The 17,833-nt window shown below is 43.3% G+C and carries 18 protein-coding genes; 12 read left to right on the top strand and 6 right to left on the bottom strand.

The genetic code is table 11. The features are described from left to right. Positions 1 to 12 precede the first annotated feature (12 nt). Together aceB and yhfH are read right to left on the bottom strand one after the other, a co-directional pair. A complete protein-coding gene (gene aceB / locus UN64_RS05605) occupies positions 13 to 1,602 on the bottom strand; it encodes a malate synthase A (RefSeq protein ID WP_425590090.1) in 1,590 nt (529 codons plus the stop codon). 84 nt (positions 1,603 to 1,686) lie between these two features. Beyond that, the gene (yhfH, locus tag UN64_RS05600; protein ID WP_077360517.1) at positions 1,687 to 1,818 is read right to left on the bottom strand and encodes a protein YhfH; all 132 of its coding nucleotides are present in this window, start codon (positions 1,816 to 1,818) and stop codon (positions 1,687 to 1,689) included. A 278-nt stretch (positions 1,819 to 2,096) separates the two neighbouring features. Here yhfH and UN64_RS05595 point away from each other — a divergent pair, with 278 nt between their 5' ends. The 10 genes from UN64_RS05595 (at position 2,097) to UN64_RS05550 (ending at position 11,849) form a co-directional block, all read left to right on the top strand. Beyond that, positions 2,097 to 2,546, top strand: a complete 450-nt coding sequence (locus tag UN64_RS05595) for an Lrp/AsnC family transcriptional regulator (RefSeq protein WP_077360515.1) — start codon at positions 2,097 to 2,099, stop codon at positions 2,544 to 2,546. A 426-nt stretch (positions 2,547 to 2,972) separates the two neighbouring features. Then, complete coding sequence (gene nikB / locus UN64_RS05590; RefSeq protein WP_077360513.1) at positions 2,973 to 3,914, top strand: nickel ABC transporter permease; 942 nt, start codon at positions 2,973 to 2,975, stop codon at positions 3,912 to 3,914. A 45-nt stretch (positions 3,915 to 3,959) separates the two neighbouring features. Further along, positions 3,960 to 4,829 carry an ABC transporter permease gene (locus UN64_RS05585; protein ID WP_425590096.1) on the top strand — a complete coding sequence of 290 codons (870 nt, stop codon included), beginning with the start codon at positions 3,960 to 3,962 and terminating at the stop codon, positions 4,827 to 4,829. Between the two features lie 16 nt (positions 4,830 to 4,845). Continuing rightward, positions 4,846 to 6,375: a glutathione ABC transporter substrate-binding protein gene (locus UN64_RS05580; RefSeq protein WP_077360509.1), complete on the top strand. Its 1,530-nt coding sequence runs from the start codon at positions 4,846 to 4,848 to the stop codon at positions 6,373 to 6,375. An 8-nt stretch (positions 6,376 to 6,383) separates the two neighbouring features. Continuing rightward, positions 6,384 to 7,388 (top strand): ABC transporter ATP-binding protein, encoded by a 1,005-nt coding sequence (locus UN64_RS05575; RefSeq protein WP_077360507.1) that lies wholly within the window; start codon positions 6,384 to 6,386, stop codon positions 7,386 to 7,388. Next, positions 7,360 to 8,334, top strand: a complete 975-nt coding sequence (locus UN64_RS05570; RefSeq protein ID WP_077360505.1) for an ABC transporter ATP-binding protein — start codon at positions 7,360 to 7,362, stop codon at positions 8,332 to 8,334. The genes UN64_RS05575 and UN64_RS05570 overlap by 29 nt, the downstream gene beginning before the upstream one ends. An 18-nt stretch (positions 8,335 to 8,352) precedes the next feature. After that, positions 8,353 to 10,005: a gamma-glutamyltransferase family protein gene (locus UN64_RS05565; protein WP_077360503.1), complete on the top strand. Its 1,653-nt coding sequence runs from the start codon at positions 8,353 to 8,355 to the stop codon at positions 10,003 to 10,005. 42 nt (positions 10,006 to 10,047) lie between these two features. Next, entirely contained in the window at positions 10,048 to 10,629 is a 582-nt protein-coding gene (locus UN64_RS05560) for a chromate transporter (protein WP_077360501.1), read from the top strand. Beyond that, positions 10,626 to 11,156 (top strand): chromate transporter, encoded by a 531-nt coding sequence (locus UN64_RS05555; RefSeq protein ID WP_077360499.1) that lies wholly within the window; start codon positions 10,626 to 10,628, stop codon positions 11,154 to 11,156. Before UN64_RS05560 ends, UN64_RS05555 begins: the two co-directional genes overlap by 4 nt. Before the next feature lie 213 nt (positions 11,157 to 11,369). Next, a complete protein-coding gene (locus UN64_RS05550) occupies positions 11,370 to 11,849 on the top strand; it encodes a hypothetical protein (RefSeq protein WP_077360497.1) in 480 nt (159 codons plus the stop codon). Between the two features lie 48 nt (positions 11,850 to 11,897). Here the strand turns inward: UN64_RS05550 and UN64_RS05545 are convergent, their stop codons facing one another. Then, positions 11,898 to 12,278, bottom strand: a complete 381-nt coding sequence (locus tag UN64_RS05545; RefSeq protein WP_077360495.1) for a hypothetical protein — start codon at positions 12,276 to 12,278, stop codon at positions 11,898 to 11,900. 172 nt (positions 12,279 to 12,450) lie between these two features. Here UN64_RS05545 and UN64_RS05540 point away from each other — a divergent pair, with 172 nt between their 5' ends. Both UN64_RS05540 and UN64_RS05535 read left to right on the top strand, forming a co-directional pair. Further along, entirely contained in the window at positions 12,451 to 13,413 is a 963-nt protein-coding gene (locus UN64_RS05540) for a DMT family transporter (protein ID WP_077360493.1), read from the top strand. Between the two features lie 208 nt (positions 13,414 to 13,621). Beyond that, a complete protein-coding gene (locus tag UN64_RS05535; RefSeq protein ID WP_077360491.1) occupies positions 13,622 to 14,491 on the top strand; it encodes an AraC family transcriptional regulator in 870 nt (289 codons plus the stop codon). Between the two features lie 44 nt (positions 14,492 to 14,535). On the opposite strand, the gene UN64_RS05530 is transcribed toward UN64_RS05535, so the two are convergent. From UN64_RS05530 to UN64_RS05520, 3 genes are all read right to left on the bottom strand, one after another. After that, on the bottom strand, positions 14,536 to 15,231 hold the full coding sequence (locus UN64_RS05530) for an OmpA/MotB family protein (protein ID WP_077360489.1): 696 nt from the start codon (positions 15,229 to 15,231) through the stop codon (positions 14,536 to 14,538). 5 nt (positions 15,232 to 15,236) lie between these two features. Continuing rightward, positions 15,237 to 16,856: a hypothetical protein gene (locus UN64_RS05525; RefSeq protein ID WP_077360487.1), complete on the bottom strand. Its 1,620-nt coding sequence runs from the start codon at positions 16,854 to 16,856 to the stop codon at positions 15,237 to 15,239. A gap of 170 nt (positions 16,857 to 17,026) precedes the next feature. Then, positions 17,027 to 17,689 carry a DUF975 family protein gene (locus UN64_RS05520; protein WP_077360485.1) on the bottom strand — a complete coding sequence of 221 codons (663 nt, stop codon included), beginning with the start codon at positions 17,687 to 17,689 and terminating at the stop codon, positions 17,027 to 17,029. Between the last annotated feature and the right edge of the window lie 144 nt (positions 17,690 to 17,833).

The following is a 17,833-nucleotide window of genomic DNA, read 5'->3' as shown; positions in this document are numbered from 1 at the left end:
GAAGCATATGATTTATAAAATGTCATAACCTCTGTTAGTAAGAAAATCTTGAAACTCATCTTCACGTATCAGTTCATCAAACAGTCCGACTGCTTCCATAAATCGACCTTTATTGAATGAATCCTCACTCACTTGCTGCTTCAATTTTTGAACTTCTTCTAACTTTAGTTCCTCTACCAGCTCGAAAGTAACTTTACGGCCATCGCTTAGAACGCCTTTCGGATGGCGGATCCATTGCCACACTTGGGCTCTTGAGATTTCGGCCGTAGCTGCGTCTTCCATAAGGTGATTGATCGGGGCTGCGCCTTTACCTCTCAGCCATGAAGCGATGTATTGAATGCCCACACTTATGTTGACGCGCAATCCTTCTTCCGTAATCTCACCTTCTGGCACTGCCACTAAATCGTCAGCTGTTACAACGACATCCTCACGTTTGCGGTCGATCTGATTCGGCTCTGGCATGATACGGTCGAATACTTCCATCGCAACCGGTACGAGTCCCGGATGGGCAACCCATGTCCCGTCATGGCCGTCAGTTGCCTCGCGTTCTTTATCAGCACGCACTTTTTCAAAAGCAGCCGCATTTGCTTTCTCATCATTTTTTATCGGAATCTGTGCCGCCATCCCACCGATTGCAGGTGCATTCCGCTTGTGGCAAGTCTTGATCGCAAGAAGTGAATACGACCGCATGAATGGTACAGTCATCGTAACAAGCGAACGGTCAGGCAAAATTACGTGTGGCTGATTGCGGAACTTCTTAATATAGCTGAAAATATAATCCCAACGGCCGCAGTTCACGCCAGCTGAATGGTCGCGCAATTCATATAAAATCTCATCCATTTCAAACGCTGCAACAATCGTCTCGATTAGTACAGTTGCTTTAATTGTTCCTCTTGGAATGCCCAGTTGTTCCTGCGCGTAGATGAACACATCATTCCAGAGGCGTGCTTCCAAGTGGCTTTCCATTTTAGGAAGATAGAAGTAAGGGCCAGAACCGTTTTCGATCAGCGTTTTTGCATTGTGATAAAAATAAAGTCCAAAATCTACTAAACTCCCAGACATCGGTTCACCATCGACAACGATATGTTTTTCTTCTAAATGCCAGCCGCGGGGACGAACGATTAGTACAGCTGGATTTGGTCCAAGCTCGTATTTTTTCCCGTTAGCTCCTTCAAAAGAAATTGTACGGTTGACCGCGTCCTTAAGGTTAATCTGACCCTCAATTGTATTTTCCCAAGTCGGTGAGTTGGAGTCTTCTAAGTCAGCCATGAAAACTTTTGCACCGGAATTCAGAGCGTTAATGATCATCTTTCTGTCAACAGGTCCAGTAATTTCAACCCGGCGGTCTTGAAGATCCTGAGGAAGTGGAGCGATCGTCCAATTACCGTTGCGGATATGCTCTGTTTCACTCAGAAAGGCGGGGAATACCCCAGAATCAATTTCCTGTTGTTTGATCTTGCGCTTTTTCAAAAGTTCTTTTCGAGTTAAATTGAATTGCAGATGCAGTGATTTTAAAAAGAGAATTGCACCAGGTGTTAAGATCTTTTCATATTCGGGCGGGGTATTTCCTGTTACATGAAGACTTGACGTGTCAATTTTCACTTTTAGCGACATTCCTTTCTGATTATGTTATTGAACAGATGAAACAGATATTAATTGTTGTATAACAGTATGTGTAAAAAAAATTTACCTTTCGTGTTTACCGATACAGCGTTCGCACTCATAAAGATAAGATTCATGCTGCTCCTCGATTACACACCCACACTCTGTACAAGTCTTCTTTGGAATATTGAAGTGAAGCTCAAGATAGTTTTTCATTTTAAATTCCTCCTGTTTTTTTGTTTGATTTGATTATAATGCATTGTATTATAACAGATTATATTTTGCAACTACTGTTTTATAACATTTTTCGGTTTTTTCACAAAATAAGTCATCCTCCCTAGGTTTTTATTGGCTTTTATCCATATTTTTATAAAAAACAGAGCCTTTAAAACTGTTGTAGCACAGCTGGGTGCATCGGATGCTGGGAACCCTATTTGAATTTTTAGAAAATAACGCTTACAATGAATTCATTCAAAGTAAACGTGGTGATTTTATTGAAAATAGATGATATAGATCGAAAAATATTAGAGCTGCTGACTCAAGATGGAAGAATGTCTTATGCAGAAATCGGAAAAGAGCTGAACCTTTCACGGGTTTCCGTTCGTGAACGAGTAAACCAGATGAGAAAAGCAGGTGTTATTGAAAAGTTCAGCGTCGTTATAGATTCAGAAGCGGCTGGTAAAACAGTTTCAGCGTTTTTCGAAGTAGACTGTGAACCGGCATACCTCGTAAAAGTAGCTGAAAAACTTGTGAATAATCCAAGTGTGGCCAGCTGCTATCAGATGACAGGACCGAGTACTTTACATATGCACGTATTAGTAGAAGACTTTCCGTCACTGGAGAAATTCATAAACAATGAACTCTATGGAATCAAAGGGATTTCCAGAGTGGAATCGCATATTCTTTTAAGAAGATTTAAGAGCCGTTCAGGATTAAAACTATAATAAAAGAATGATAGAAAAAAGTGAGACTGCATGCTAGTAATTTTTAGCGTGCGGTCTTTTTTTATGGCTGTTGATTCTTCGGAAAGTCTATAAGTAAAGAATTACAGCTTAAAAATCAATCGCTCTGCTTTCAAACCCCTCACTGAACCCTATCAATCTCCCTCTCAACGTCTTTTATAAGCAGAAATAACTACATATTTCGTTCTGCTAGTACAAATTCCGCACACTCTATCAAAATTTGTAAGAACATAGTCGTGATTTTATTTTGTTTATAAAAACGTCTAGAAAATATTCAGAATATATTTTATAATCAGAAACAATATTAAAACCGTTTGTTAATTTAAAACTAACTTTAGGCTAACAAACGGAATGTAAACGAACGTAATACAATCGAAAGGTTGAAAAAAGGGGAGAGGTGAAGAGTAAATGGCAGGGTTGATTGTAAGGCGGGTTTTTCAGCTGGTGCTTTTATTAATAGGGATTTCATTTATCGTTTTTATGAGTATGCACATTGCACCTGGAGATCCTGCAAGTATCATAGGCGGACCAACCGCAACCCAGGAAGATGTAGAAGCAATAAGAGAAAACCTTGGTTTGAACGAACCGTTGCTTACCCAGTATTTTGATTATTTGCGAGGCATCTTTACAGGCGACTTAGGATTTTCCTATCAAACGAAACAAGCGGTGTCAGAAGCAATCATCGATCGATTTCCAAACACACTGAATCTAGCGATCGCAAGTATAATCGTTGCAATCGTAATCGGAGTAACAACAGGCATTATATCTGCACTAAAACATAACACATGGTTTGACGGATTAAGCACGGTCATCGCATTAGGGGGCATCTCCATACCTAACTTTTGGCTAGGTGCTATATTGATCCTTATTTTCGCCGTCAACCTGCAGTGGTTCCCGGTAGGGGGGCTTACCGAACCGTTCTGGACGATTGAAGGGATGAAACAGCTTGCACTTCCAGCCATCACACTTGGTACAGGATCAGCTGCAATGATCGCTCGAATGAGCCGATCCGCGATGCTCGAAGTTATTCGGGCCGATTATGTAAGAACAGCCAGAGCAAAAGGTGTTCGCGAAAAAACAGTCATCATGATGCACTGTCTAAGAAATGCCATGATACCAGTCATTACGGTAATCGGCTTAAACTTCGGCTTCCTGCTTGGAGGCACCATCATTACAGAATCTGTTTTTGCCATTAATGGAGTTGGAAGGCTCATGATTGAATCGATCGCCGCCCGAGACTTTCCGATGGTTCAAGGTTCGGTTCTTCTTGTAGCGACACTTTTTGTTTTAGTAAATCTGATTGTCGATATCGTCTATGCCTTTATCGATCCGAGGATCAGTTACGAATAAAAGGGAAGGGGGGATAACATGTCAACGGAAGTGGTTACACAGCAAATGCCCGCTCATAAGAAAAAGAAAGAATTTGCATTGTTAAAAACATGGAAACGGCTCATTAAAAACAAGATGGCAATCGTCGGCCTAGTTATTATCGCATTACAACTATTCATGGCTCTTGCAGCACCTGCCATCGTAGGGGTTGATCCGAACAAACAGAACCTGGAACTGAGTGAATTGCCGATTGGTACAGAAGGGCACTGGCTAGGAACGGATAATTACGGACGGGATATTTGGAGCAGGATCGTGTACGGCGCAAGAATCTCGCTCTTAGTCGGAATCGGCGCTGTAAGTCTAGGACTGGTCGGCGGCGTGATCCTCGGACTTCTATCAGGTTATTATAGAAGGCTAGATGGCATCATTATGAGATTTGTAGATTTAATGTTTGCGTTTCCTGGTATTCTACTAGCTATGTTAGTTATCGCCATCTTAGGGACAAGCCTTGTAAATGTCGTCATTGCGATCAGTATTTGGTCCATTCCAACTTGTGCAAGGATTGTAAGAGGAAGTGTTCTTTCTATTAAAAAACAAGAATACATCATTGCCATGAAATCTCTTGGAGCGAGCGATCTTCGCATCATGTTCAAGCATGTACTGCCGAACTGTGCAGCACCGATCATCGTTTTTGCCACTATGAGAATGGCGACAGCGATTCTATCGACCGCATCATTAAGTTTCCTAGGCTTAGGTGCACAGCCGCCCACTCCTGAATGGGGAGCGATGATCGCTGCAGGACAAGAGTATATGTGGACATCGCCTCATATGATCGTTGTTCCGGGTATAGCTATCATGCTCGTTGTATTTGCTTTTAATGTTGTGGGTGACGCTCTTCGCGACGCTTTAGATCAAGGAATGAGTTTGGATAAATAAAAGGGGGAGATTACAAATGGGAAAAAAGTGGTTTAGTAGTTTACTAGCGGTTCTTTTTGTATTGTCTTTGGCTTTAACGGGTTGCAGCAGCAGTTCTTCATCGGGCGGAAGTACTGGTGATGCTAAACAAGAGCTAACGTATGCAACAACCTCGAAAGTTGTAGGACTTTCTCCAATTCTCACAAACGATTCTGTATCCTCTACGGTTATCGAGCAAATCTATGAAACACTCTTTGTCCGCGATAACAAAGGAGAAATTGTTCCTCACCTTGCAGAATCCTATGAAAATCCTGATGAAAATACATGGGTGATCAAGCTAAAGAAAGACATCAAGTTCCATGACGGGACACCTTTTAACGCAGAATCAGTGAAATACACGTTCGATAAGCTAAAAGATCCTGCAACTGCTGCACCGCGTGCCTCTCTTTTAGCACCGGTTTCATCCATCGAAGTTCAGGACGAGCACACAGTGGTTTTAAAAACAGAAAAGCCGTACGGTCCGATGCTTGCTGCTCTAACGCACTCAAATGCTGCCATCGTTTCACCGACAGCTGACAAAAAGCAGGATCTTATGAAAGACCCTGTTGGAACAGGACCATTTAAGTTCTCTGAAAAAGTAAACGGTGATGACATTGTACTTGTAAAGAATGAAGATTACTGGCAAAAGCCTGCTAAGCTGGAGAAGATTACGTTCACGGTTGTTCCAGAGGTATCAACAGCGATCTCTATGCTACAGACTGGAAAGGTTCAATTGATTGATGCGTTAGCACCTGAACTTATGCCTCGCCTGGAAAAAATCAAGAATGTCGAAACACAAAAGGTGGACGGAACACCTGTTTATTACTTGGCATTCAACATGGAAAAAGCGCCAATGAACGATCTAAAATTCAGACAGGCAGTATCACATGCCATCAACCGTGAAGGCTATCTGAAAAAGCTAAATGGACTAGGCGTCTACTCCAACTCGTTCATCGGACCTGAAGTTTTCGGACATACGAAAGACGATAAAGGACCTAAGTTTGATCAAGAAAAAGCAAAAGAACTTGTAAAGGCGAACGGATTTGATAAAAAAGAAGTCAAGATGCTTGTTGCGAACACAGCATCATACATGAACATGGCAGAAGTTATTCAAGCTCAGTTAAAAGAAGCCGGGATTCCAGCCAAGATTGAAACGCTTGAATGGGGCACATATCTCGATGTATCCAAGACAGGTGACTTTGATATTACGATTGCCGGCTGGTCGAACGTAACAGGTGATGGAAGTGAACTATTGTTCCCGCGTCTGCATTCAGCAAACATTGATGCAACAAACTTAAGCCGCTATAAGGATGCTGAACTCGATAAGCTGATCGATCAGTCACGTTCAGTTGTTGATCAGGAACAGCGCCAGGAAATTTTAACTAAAGCGGATGAATACGTAATGACACAGCTGCCAGTACTGCCGATCTACCATGGCATCGCATCAGCTGCTTACGATAAATCTGTTAAAGGCTTTAAGATGGAACCTACAGGACAGTGGTCACTATACAGCGTTCATAGAGAGTAGGGATAACGATGAAAGATACTGTGTTAGAAGTGACAAATCTAGTAACAAAGTTTAAGTCTGCGGACGGACTTTTGCCGGCTGTCCGCGGCGCCTCTTTTTCGGTAAAAAAAGGAGAAACGCTCTGCATCGTTGGAGAATCAGGCTGTGGTAAAAGTATCACAGCCCTTTCCATCATGGGGCTTCTGCCTTCAAACGGACGTATAACAGATGGTTCAATCTCGTTTAATAATAAGAACTTAGCTTCCATGTCTCCAAAAGAAATGCAGAAGCTGCGCGGAAACGATGTTTCGATGATCTTTCAGGAACCAATGACAGCCTTAAATCCAGTATTTACAGTAGGATTTCAAATTCGTGAACCATTGATGATCCATCAGAAACTATCAAAGAAACAAGCGCATGCAAGAGGGATCGAACTTTTGAAGATGGTTGGCATTCCGTCACCAGCAGAACGGATGAACCAATTTCCGCATGAATTAAGCGGCGGGATGAGACAGCGGGTCATGATCGCGATCGCCTTATCCTGTAATCCCTCCCTGCTGATTGCAGATGAACCAACAACTGCATTGGATGTAACCATTCAGGCGCAGATTATTGATTTGCTGAACGATTTGAAAGAAAAGTTAGATATGAGCATGATCATGATCACGCATGACATGGGTGTTGTTGCTGAGATCGCCGACCGTGTCATCGTTATGTATGCAGGAGAAGTGATAGAAGAAGGACGGGTAGAAGAAATCTTTGAAAACCCGCAGCATCCTTACACAAAGGGACTTCTATCTTCTGTGCCAAATGTAGATGATCCTGATTTTGAATTGAAACCAATAGCGGGATCGATGCCGATGTTGAATGAAAAGATCAGCGGATGCCGTTTTCATCCGAGATGTCCGCATGCTTTTGACAAATGTTTCAGTGAATCACCAAAAACTTTTTCCGTAACAGATAAACAGAACGTACGATGCTGGCTGCAAGAGGAGGTAGGACAGAATGGCGGTAGACGAGCAAGTTCTCTATAGCGTAAAAAATGTAAAGAAGCATTTTCCCATAAAAGGCGGTTTGCTTCAGCGGGTAAAAAGCCATGTGAAGGCAGTCGATGGAATAACCCTCGATATTTATAAAGGAGAAACATTGGGTGTCGTTGGTGAATCGGGCTGCGGAAAATCAACACTGGGGCGAACGATCCTTGGACTTGAGTCTCTGACAGAAGGAGAACTTGTCTTTAACGGGAAAAACATCAGTAAGTATTCAGCACGCCAGTTAAAGCCGTTCAAAAAAGAGATGCAGATGATCTTTCAGGATCCGTACGCTTCACTTAACCCAAAACAGCGGATTGGCGATGCTCTAGAGGAAGCACTAATTATTCATACCCAGTTGTCAGCTCAGGCAAGACGAGAGAAAGTGATCAAGCTTTTAAATGAAGTAGGCTTAAAAGAAGAGCATTATGAGCGTTATCCGCATGAGTTCAGCGGCGGTCAGAGGCAGCGCATCGGTATCGCCCGTGCGATCTCGATCAATCCTTCTTTTATCGTATGTGATGAGCCGGTTTCTGCACTCGACGTTTCTGTTCAAGCCCAAGTTATTAAACTATTAAAAGATCTGCAGGAAAAGCATGCATTGACGTATTTGTTCGTTTCGCATGATCTGGGAGTCGTCCGGCACCTTTGTAACAGGGTGCTCGTTATGTATTTAGGACAGATGGTCGAACTCGCGCCTGTTGAGAAATTATACGAAAATCCTACCCATCCTTATACAGAAGCGTTGTTGTCCGCTATTCCAAGACCAGTTGTGGGGCGAAAAAGAGAACGGATTCGTCTAACAGGCGATCTGCCGAGTCCATCCAATCCGCCGACTGGCTGTCCGTTTCATACACGTTGTCCCATCGCAAAAGATCATTGCGCAACAGAAAAACCGGTGTGGCGTCAAATTGATGACGGCCATTTTATCGCCTGCCATGAAAGATAAATACGAGAGGTGAAGAAGATGAATCAGACGAATCAAACATTACCACATAAAAAACAAAACCTAACGTACAATGCATTGAACAACCCTTATTCTTCTCAAAGGATGACCGTTTACGCAAAAAAGGGGATGGTCGCAACGAGCCAGCCGCTAGCGGCACAAGCGGGTCTTGATATTTTGAAAAAAGGCGGGAACGCGGTTGATGCAGCGATCGCCACGGCGGCTTGCCTCACTGTTGTAGAACCGACATCAAACGGAATCGGGGGCGATGCTTTTGCACTCGTCTGGGTGAATGGTGAACTGCACGGCTTGAATTCAAGCGGTCCTGCACCAAGGGGAATTTCCATAGAAGAAGTGAAGAAGGCTGGGTTTGACACGATGCCAAAGTTTGGCTGGCTGCCCGTTACAGTTCCTGGAGCACCGGCAGCATGGGCAGAACTCTCCAGCCGGTTTGGAAAACTTTCATTAAAAGAAGTACTCGAACCCGCGATTTCATATGCAGAAGAAGGCTACCCGCTGACTCCGATTCTCGGGAAGTACTGGAAAAGAGCTTATGAAACCTACAAACGGGAATTAAAAGATAAAGAATTTGAAAACTGGTTCAAAACTTTTGCGCCTAATGGACGTGCTCCTGAAGTTGGCGAGATTTGGCGTTCGCCTGACCATGCACAGACTTTACGGGAGATCGCGGAAACAAACGGCGAATCCTTTTACAGAGGTGCTCTCGCACAAAGAATAGCCGAAGCTTCTGAAACTCAAGGCGGATTTCTGCGAAGTGAGGATCTGGCTAGGTTTTATCCAGAGTGGGTAGATCCCATTAAAGTGAACTATAGAGGATATGACGTGTGGGAGATTCCGCCGAACGGGCAAGGAATCGTGGCACTCATGGCACTCAACACGTTAAAAGGCTTTGATTTTACAGAAAAAGAATCAGCGGAAACGTACCATAAACAAATTGAAGCCATTAAACTCGGCTTTGCGGATGCTAAAAAATATGTAACCGACCGATCAAGAATGAGAGTCTCTGTTGAAGGGTTATTGTCTGAAGAGTATGCGGGAGCGAGACGTGAGCTGATTGGGGATGAAGCTCTTCAGCCGGAGCCTGGAATCCCGCCAAGCGGTGGAACGGTCTATTTAGCAACAGCAGATGACGATGGAAACATGGTCTCGTTTATCCAAAGCAATTATATGGGCTTCGGATCAGGCGTCGTTGTTCCTGGAACAGGGATCGGACTTCAGAACAGAGGCCACGATTTTTCATTAGATCCTGACCACGATAACGCACTCGAACCTGGTAAAAAAACGTATCATACGATCATTCCTGGATTTTTAACAAAAGACGGGGAAGCAGTCGGTTCGTTTGGTGTGATGGGCGGATATATGCAGCCACAAGGTCACGTACAGGTCGTGATGAACACGATAGATTTCCATTTGAATCCTCAAGCTTCACTTGATGCACCACGCTGGCAATGGATGGAGGATAAAAAAGTACTCGTTGAACGTTCATTGCCTGCTCATATTGCAGACGAATTGGCAAGAAGGGGACACGATGTACAGGTTGCGATGGATTCGGGGAACTTCGGCCGCGGCCAGATCATATGGAGAGATCCAGAAACAGGCGTGCTCGCGGGAGGTACAGAAGGAAGAACAGATGGCTCGATTGCCGCTTGGTAAAAAGACCGTCAAAAAACAACCCAGAATAAAGGACTTGATAACATGACTTATCTCAATTTGTTTCTTGCCTTTTTCCGGTCAGGCATGCTTGGATACGGGGGAGGACCTTCTTCTATTCCCTTAGTCCATAAAGAAGTAGTCGGAAAATACAAATGGATGAACGATGAAGAGTTCGGCGATGTGCTGGCGCTTGGAAATACACTGCCGGGACCGATCGCTACCAAGATGGCAGGCTATATCGGCTATCGTGTAGCGGGGTTTTTGGGTCTCGCCATCGCACTCCTGGCTACGATTCTGCCAACCATTATTCTCATGATCCTATTGTTGACCTCTTTAAGAGAATATAATGACCAGTCATGGGTTCAAGGCATGACAAAAGGCGTTATACCAGTAGTTGCTGTCATGCTGGCCGTTTTAACTTGGCAGTTCGTTGATGCTTCGAAAAAGAGCCTCGGACTAAAGATTAGCTTGATTCACATATTTGCTGGTGTCTTGCTTTTACAGTTTCTTGGTGTGCATCCAGGCATCGTAATTGGACTATTACTCGCATACGCTTTATTTGGTCCAGTTAAAGAAAAGAAGGAAAACGTCGTACGCGTGCGGGAAGGAGAAAAAACAGGATGACATACTGGCACATCTTTCTCGCGTTTTTCATACCAGGTATTTTAGGTTATGGCGGCGGCCCTGCTTCCATTCCCTTGATTGAAAATGAAGTGGTAGATCGCTACGAGTGGCTTTCTGTTACTGAATTTACAGAAGTATTAGCACTTGGCAACGCGCTTCCGGGACCGATTGCTACGAAAATGGCAGGCTATATCGGATTTCAGGAAGGTGGATGGCTCGGCGCATTAGTCGGTGTTTTTGCCACAGTTGCCCCTTCGCTATTATTGATGGTAGCCTTCCTCGGACTCGTTTATAAATTTAAAGATTCCCCAAGAGTAAAGAATATGAGTGCGTATGTGAAGCCAACAATCGCTGTACTGCTCGGCATCATGGCGTATCAATTCTTTTTCGAATCCTTTACGGGTGTCGGCTGGATGCATACACTGTTCTTGGCCGTATTGAGCTTTTTCCTGATGGAGAAAGTGAAGGTATCTCCTGTGTTCGTGATTATTGGATCACTTGGATATGGAGCAGTATTTTTAGCTTGATGGAAGGCGGAACCCGGATGTGGGTTTCGTCTTTTTTGTGTTTAGTAGTTAAAAAGATGGGCGAAGTAAAATAAATGGACAATTCAGTGGGATGATCATCCTCTACCTACTTTTTCTGTAAAAAACTCAGGTCAAAAGCCTAGTGTGAGAGGTTGGCATATAGGAAACAGTATACCTAACTATTGAAAAATCTAGGAAATAGGAGGGATGTACATGTTTGGATTTGAGGATATGTGGAAGTTTTTCTTTTCGTTTTTTCTTGTATTACCGATTGTGACCTTCATACACGAAGCAGGTCATCTCTTTTTTGGAAAAGTAACGGGCGGGAAAGTGCACATCCATATAGGAAGCGGCAACAGATTGTTTAAGATCGGCCCATGTCATATCCGAAAGCTATACTTTTGGGACGGCTGGTGTGAATATGAAAATTTGAAAAACCATACAAGAAGGCATTTGGTAGCGGTTTATCTTGGCGGTCCTTTGTTTACGATCTTAAGCATGCTGATCGTTAATGGGCTCATTCATATGGAAATCATAAAAGCTGGCATCTTCACCTATCAATTTGTGTATTTTTCCTTCTACTTTGTATTCTTTTCCTTGATTCCGATTAACCACAACGGATATCCAACAGATGGAAAAGCGGCATGGGATGTAATGAAACAGAGAACTATAGAGAAGAATCCTTTGGGTTAAAACGAGTGGAACGTTTGGATGAAAAATTCCAGGCGTTTTTTGTTGAACTCAAAGACTCTTGAGGGCATCACGTATTTTATTTTCTAACTCATTAGTTTTAGGTAAATAATTCATAAAGATTACTAGTATATTTTTGTGTTCAAGATAGATTGGAAAATGAGCAATGTCGATCAGCTGTGTTTGTTCTTCAATGAGTTTAGAACCTCGGATTCTTTCATCAGCAGTAGGAAATTCATAAATATAGATTTGGTCTTTACTAACGGAATTAAAAGCAGCCTGATTCACATTCTCTAATTTAAATTGCGAAACCATTTCTCCTGTTGTAAGTTTCATATCTTTATCAGTAAATGCTTGTTTCACTTCTGTTAAAGTGAAGGTGTTTGCCTCTGTCTTAACTTCACCTTTTAGTTTCTTGAACTGAACAGGCACTTATCAGTATGAGCAATATAGCCAAAAATATTTTTTTCATTTTGCAGCTCCTTTTATCAATTAAACAATCATTCTTCTATGGTAAAATAAATTCAACATTTTCAGGTCTGATTCCTATAGACATGATGGACAAAACAAATGAATACTTTTTAGGGAAGCGGGGGTCATCAGGATGAAACCAATATTGTTGGGAATTGCTGCCGCCTTTTTCTTTGGCGTCACATTTATATTGAACCGGTCGATGGATTTAACAGGTGGAAGCTGGCACTGGAGTGCATCGCTTCGCTTTTTTTACATGGTTCCGTTATTGTGGATCATCGTATGGATGCGCGGAAACATCAAGCCGGTTTTTCAGGAACTAAGAGCGCGATTTGGAACATGGTTTTTGTGGAGTTCAGTCGGATTTGTTCTGTTTTATGCACCGATTACCTATGCAGCAGGATTTGGAGAAGCATGGCTTGTTGCGGCAACTTGGCAGATCACGATTGTCGCGGGATCACTGCTCGTTCCGTTTTTTTATGAAAGAGAAGGAAAGAACAAAGGATCTCGGCAAAAAATTCCGTTTAAAGGTCTGGGTTTTTCTGTGCTTATTTTAGCAGGTGTCGGCCTTGTTCAAATTCAAGAAGCGGACGGGGTGAACGGAGCGGCTTGGCTGCATGTTGTTTTGCCGGTTCTCATTGCGGCAATCGCCTATCCGCTCGGAAACCGAAAGATGATGATCGTTACGAATAAAAGACTTGATGCGTTTCAGCGGGCGTTCGGTATGACCATCGCATCTCTTCCATGGTGGATTGTGCTTGCGGCAGTCGGCTGGTTTCAAGGCGGAGCACCGACAACAGACCAGCTTTGGCAAAGCTTTTTAGTCGCGATCTCATCAGGCGTTATCGCAACCGTACTCTTTTTCCAAGCAACTGATCTTTGTTCGAACAACCCTGTGAAACTAGCAGGTGTCGAAGCGACGCAATCCGCTGAAATTATTTTCGTATTGGCAGGCGAAATGTGGCTGTTGTCGATTGCGACGCCAACAATGCTGTCATTATTTGGAGTTCTCGTCATCATGCTGGGCATGTTTCTACACAGTTATTACGGAAAAACCGAAGTTGTTCAAAAAAAATCTATCAAACTTGCAAAATGATGAATAAAAAAATGTGAGTTGGGAATAGTAGTACTACCCCCCCTTTTATATAGTAACTTTTGAACAGCCGTTGCCCGTAGCAGCGGTTGTTTTTTGTGGAAAAAAGGATTTTTCTTGATACAGAGAAATCCGTTAGAATGGATACATAGATTGTCGGGTGGCTAGCAAGATTTCCAGCTATCCTTATTGGTGAAAGGAGGGTTTTGATGTGGATTCGCTTAAACGTTTGAATGATGGGATTCAGTATTTGGAGGAAAACCTAGAGTATGAGATTGATATGGGGGAAGTGGCAAAACGCGCTTGGTGCTCGGAGTACCATTTTAAGCGGATGTTTTCTTTTCTCGCAGGTGTCCCGTTATCTGAATATGTTCGCAGGAGAAGGTTGACGCTTGCGGCTTTTGAACTCGTACATGGTGATGCAAAGATTATTGATGTAGCTATAAAATTCGGGTACAGCTCACCTGATGCTTTTACAAAAGCGTTTCAGCAGCTGCATGGTGTGACGCCATCAGAAGCGAGGAAGAATGATCATTCATTAAAAGCTTATCCACGCATGACCTTCCAATTATCGATAAAAGGAGGAAGTGAAATGAACTATCGGATCGTCGAAAAAGACGCATTTCACATTGTGGGAATGAAGAAAAGAGTGCCACTGATCTATGAGGGAGTAAATCCTGAGATTGCGGCTATGTGGCAGAGTTTGAATATGGATCTGATCAACGAGTTGAAGAGTTTATCGAACGTCGAGCCAAAAGGGTTGATTAGTGCATCAACAAACTTTTCAGAGAGGCTAGCTGAGAACAGTGAGCTGGATCATTATATTGGTGCGGCGACAACGGAGGAATGTCCGGGTCATTTGGAGAAACTGGAGGTTGCAGCCTCGGATTGGGCAGTTTTTGAAGCGGTCGGACCGTTTCCTGAAACGCTGCAGAATGTATGGGGACGAATTTACTCTGAGTGGTTTCCTTCTTCGTCTTATGAACAGACGGAAGGACCGGAGATTTTATGGAACGCAGATAAAGATACCACTTCGCCAACATTTCGGAGTGAGATCTGGCTACCTGTTAAAAAGAAATAATGGATAAAAGAAAGCATCGGCATAGGGACCGATGCTTTTTGTATTTACTGCTCTACAATTTCCTTCAGCTTGCTTTGCCACTTGTCGTCATCCAAGATGATCTGAAAAGAGATGCGGCGATTCTTTTGGAGTGCATCAGCTGAATTTCCTTTTGCGATCGGCTTATATTCGCTGTAGCCTGTTGCAGCCAAGTACTGTGCATACTCTTTTTTAGCGAGTTTCGGGTTCGCTTTTCCGAGATAGTCAACGACCGCAACCGCACGTTGAGTGGAGAGCGACCAGTTATCATAAGGAACCGAGTCGGTGTGGCCTTCGATTAAGATGATGTAGAGGTACTGACTCATGTCTTTCTCTTCGATGATCGCAGCAAGCGCATCGGCTAACGGGTCGAGAACCTGCTTTCCTTTTTCAGATATATCCGCACTTCCGGTATCGAAGAGGATGTTTCCTTCGACTGAGATTGTGTTGTTCGGACCGCGTATGATCTTATCTTTACCTACGTTCTCCTCAAGCTGTTTTTGGATGAGATCAGAGATATGCTTCTTCACCTCAGCCACCTGACCGAGCTCACGCTTAATCTGCGCCTGATCATACGCGTTGTAGATGCTCTGCACATAAGCAAGTATGGCGATGAACACCATGACGAGCACCATCATCGCCATCATATCGGTAAAACTCGGCCAGAAAATTTCTTTCATCTCCTGATCGTCGCTGTTGTAGTACGATTTACGCGCCTTCATACCGGTCACCGTCTCCTAAAATTCTGCTGCGAGATCTCAGGCATCCGTTCATCATCAACGTATTCAGGCTGGCGGGGAATTCTAGTCTCATAGACGACCTGATTCGATTGATTCATGGCAGTTTGATAGATTCTCTGCATGAGGTGATACATATCAGAAAGGGTACGGTTGTTGTCAGTGATGCTGCGGTTTAGGCCCTGGTGCAGATTCTCAAGCGTACGGGCGAGTTCACGCATATCGTCATCACGGCCGTGCTGGTTTTGCGAGTTATTTAAGAGGGACGCGAGTTGGCGGCTCTGGCTATCCATGATGTTGCGGACTTGGTCTGTAAAATCTCGTTTGATATGTTCAACCGCAGAATAAAAGCTTTTTTCAAGCTGGCCGACAGATGATGCGAAGTCCGCTGAAGCTCTGCCGTATTCGCCTTGTTTTTCAGAATAGCGGTAATGCCACTCATCCTGCTTTTGAGCAAGGCGGTTTTCGAGCGCGTCATGCTGGTTTTGGTAGTGCTGAAGCTGTTCCTGCATGCCGCGAAGCATCTGTTGTGCATGTTCTTCTGCCCGGCGCTGAGCTTCCTGAAGCATTTTATCAGAACGCTGGATAAGCTGTTCGAATTTTTGCTGACCTTGTGTGTGCCGATCGTTGCTCGTTTTAAGCTGCTGCTCGAACGAGGAGATATTTTTAGCGAGCGCGTTGATACTTGTATCGACTGTCTTTTGGATCGTACCAAGCTCTTTAGTTGTTTCGTTAAAACGCTGGCCGAACTCATCAAGCTGTGTGGTGGAAGCGGCAAAACGTTCAGAATGCTTGCGCTGCGCTTCGAAAATACCGTTCACGTCTTCCATCGCTTTTTGCAGACCAGCTGTAAAATTCACCATCTGTGAAGCGAACTCTCCAAGTGTTTTATCGAATGAAGATTCCACTCTTGAGGCAAGACGGTCAAGCAGGCGCTCAACAGAATCCTGAGGCTTGTCGTTGATGAGCACACTGTTCACGTGGTGATCAAGATAGACTTCACAATCTGCTAAAAGCTTGTTTTGCATATAAGAAAGGGAAGTTCCTTGTGAAAAAAAGCCAGATTGAATCAGGTTGAGAAAAAGCGCGGCCCCAATCCCAGCGATACTCGTAAAAAAGGCAACACTCATGCCTTCAAAAGGTGCAGTGAGTGATGAGATGATTGAGTTCAAAGTAAGATTCGAATCCGCTGGCTGTGTGCCAAGCGTCATTAATGTATCTTGCATGGATAAAAGGGAGAGTGTCAGTCCGATAAAAGTCCCGAGTACACCAAGGATGATGGTGAAAGACGGAAGCTGGCTCAGCAATTTTTGAATGTTGCCGACAGGAACACGGAAAATACCGAGCAACGGAATTCGTTCGTTATATAAATGTTTTTCGATGAGCGCTTGTGTGTTGAGCTGAGGCACACCGGCGAGATGGAACTGTTTGTAATCAGTTGTGACACGCTGAATCCAATGTGAGTAAGCCTGCTGCTCTGCGTTCGTTTCTAGCTGCTGCAGTTCTTTGTTCCATTTTCGAAAATGATAGGCAGTCTGTGTATATCCAACGATACCTAGAAAAATGAGAAACCCAATGACCCCGACGACGATTAACGTAAGCTGATCCATAATGCCACCCCTTAGATGTCTTGTCTTCTTTACTGATAGATATGTCCTAGCTGCGGGAAATATTTAGGGAAATGGGGTCTGACCCCAAACAAATACAAAAAGCCCGGAATTGTCCATCTCGAATGGACAATTCCGGGGTTTTCTTAATCTAAAGTTATTATTTCTTTAAGCTACACTTCTTCACCGCTCTGTTTTTTTACTAATTCATTATAAAATGCTGCATTAGACGCACTTAGGTAAGGAGATAGCCAGATAAATCCGATTCCTAAAGTGATTAAGCTTAAGAGAATCCAGCCAATAAAACTCAGCTGCAGGAGGAAATACTTCCACTTATAGCCGTGCATCAGCTTGCGGCTTTTTGTTATCGCGGTGTTAATCCCGATATCAGGGTTATCTTTTAACACAAAATAGGTTTGTGAATAAGCAAATGCTTTAATAACACCTGGAATGATTAAAAGAAGGAACCATAAGAACATATAAACCATCATAAGAAGGTACGTTCCAAGGATTTTCAAGTACATGCTGATCTCTGAGAATGCTTGTAAGAGACCCGATAACTTAATTTTTTCTCCTGTACGAATGACAGATAAGAATGTCCATAAATATCCGATATACAATGGGAGCAGTACGAGCGTAATTACGAAAGTACTTGCGGTAGCACCGCTAGTAGCATCAGTTGATATCCAATTTTCAAAGCCGCCGCTCAAATTTATTTCAATCATCAATGGAATTACGTAATATATAGCACCGAAAAGCAGGGTGAATAACGCTGCTTGTCTCCATTGTCCTTTTAACTGCTGTTTAGCTTCTTTCTTAAACGCTTTAATTTTCATTCCTCTTCACCTTTCCTAAACTCTCAGTTGATTATACTACGATATTATAGTGAATAGTACGAATTTATGGCTACACTATAATTTTGTTTAATTACAGATTAGAAGTAAAATAGAATTAGCGATTAAATAGACTGGAGGGATACA

This window comes from Fictibacillus arsenicus, assembly GCF_001999465.1.
Lineage (GTDB): Bacteria > Bacillota > Bacilli > Bacillales > Fictibacillaceae > Fictibacillus > Fictibacillus arsenicus.
This window is presented reverse-complemented; position numbering and strand designations above follow the sequence as displayed.